The organism is Vibrio sp. Vb1554 (assembly GCF_033344235.1).
Genome location: NZ_JAWPOJ010000401.1, coordinates 1 through 1092, shown reverse-complemented (window position 1 = coordinate 1092; position 1092 = coordinate 1). Strand labels below are relative to the sequence as shown.

Here is a 1092-nt window from a genome sequence, read left to right as displayed (position 1 = left end):
CGAGCGTTACGCTAAAACCGTGTTAGAACGCTACAAAGATAAGGTCAAACTGTGGCTTACCTTCAACGAAATCAACATGTCTCTGCATGCACCATTTACTGGGGTTGGTTTGCCAGAAGACGCAACAGAGCAACAGATTTACCAAGCGATTCACCATCAATTGGTGGCGAATGCTAAAGCGGTGAAGCTGTGCCAGAAAATTGTACCGAATGGCAAAATCGGCAACATGTTACTGGGTGCCATGAACTACCCATACACTTGCAACCCTGATGATGTGTTAGCCGCCATGCATGAAAACAACAAGTGGTTGTTCTTCGGTGATGTGCAAACTCGTGGTCAGTATCCTGGTTATATGAAGCGCTATTTCCGTGAAAATGGCATCGAGATCCAGATGGAAGACGGCGATTTAGAAGACATCGCCTCGGCCAGGGTCGACTTTATCTCCTTTAGCTACTACGCCAGTGGCTGTGCGAGCGCAGATCCGAAACAGAAGGAAGTCGGCAATATTGTTGAGAGCGTGCCAAATCCATATTTGGAAAAGAGCCAATGGGGCTGGTTGATCGATCCCAAAGGTCTGCGTATTTTGCTGAACTTCTTGCACGATCGCTACCAAAAGCCGCTCTTTATCGTGGAAAATGGTTTGGGAGCGAGAGATGAATTTGACGAAAATGGCGAAATTCAAGATGACTACCGCATAGCCTACCTCAACGATCACCTAGTGCAAGCGCACGAAGCCATTCTTGATGGCGTTGAATTAATGGGTTTCACCAGTTGGGGGCCGATTGATTTAGTAGCCAACTCAACGGCAGAAATGAGCAAGCGTTACGGATATATCTACGTTGATCGTCACGATGATGGACAAGGTACTTTAGAACGTAAACGCAAAAAGAGCTTCTACTGGTATCAGGATGTGATTCGTACCGCAGGTGGTTCGTTAAAACGCTAACGCACTTATGTGAATGACAGCGAAACACAAGCCTAAACATCAAGCCCTGCAATTGCAGGGCTTGAGTTTTAAGGTCTTAATACACGATGAGATTAAACCGCTATTTCGCCACCATCTTCACGACGAATCACAACAGTTGCAGCACG

Annotated in this window: 1 protein-coding gene; it reads left to right on the top strand. The window is 46.5% G+C overall.

All coding sequences use genetic code 11. The features are described 5' to 3' along the window. On the top strand, nt 1-946 hold a 946-nt coding region (locus R8N28_RS26610; protein ID WP_318183840.1), incomplete at its 5' end, for a family 1 glycosylhydrolase. Nucleotides 947-1092 lie beyond the last annotated feature (146 nt).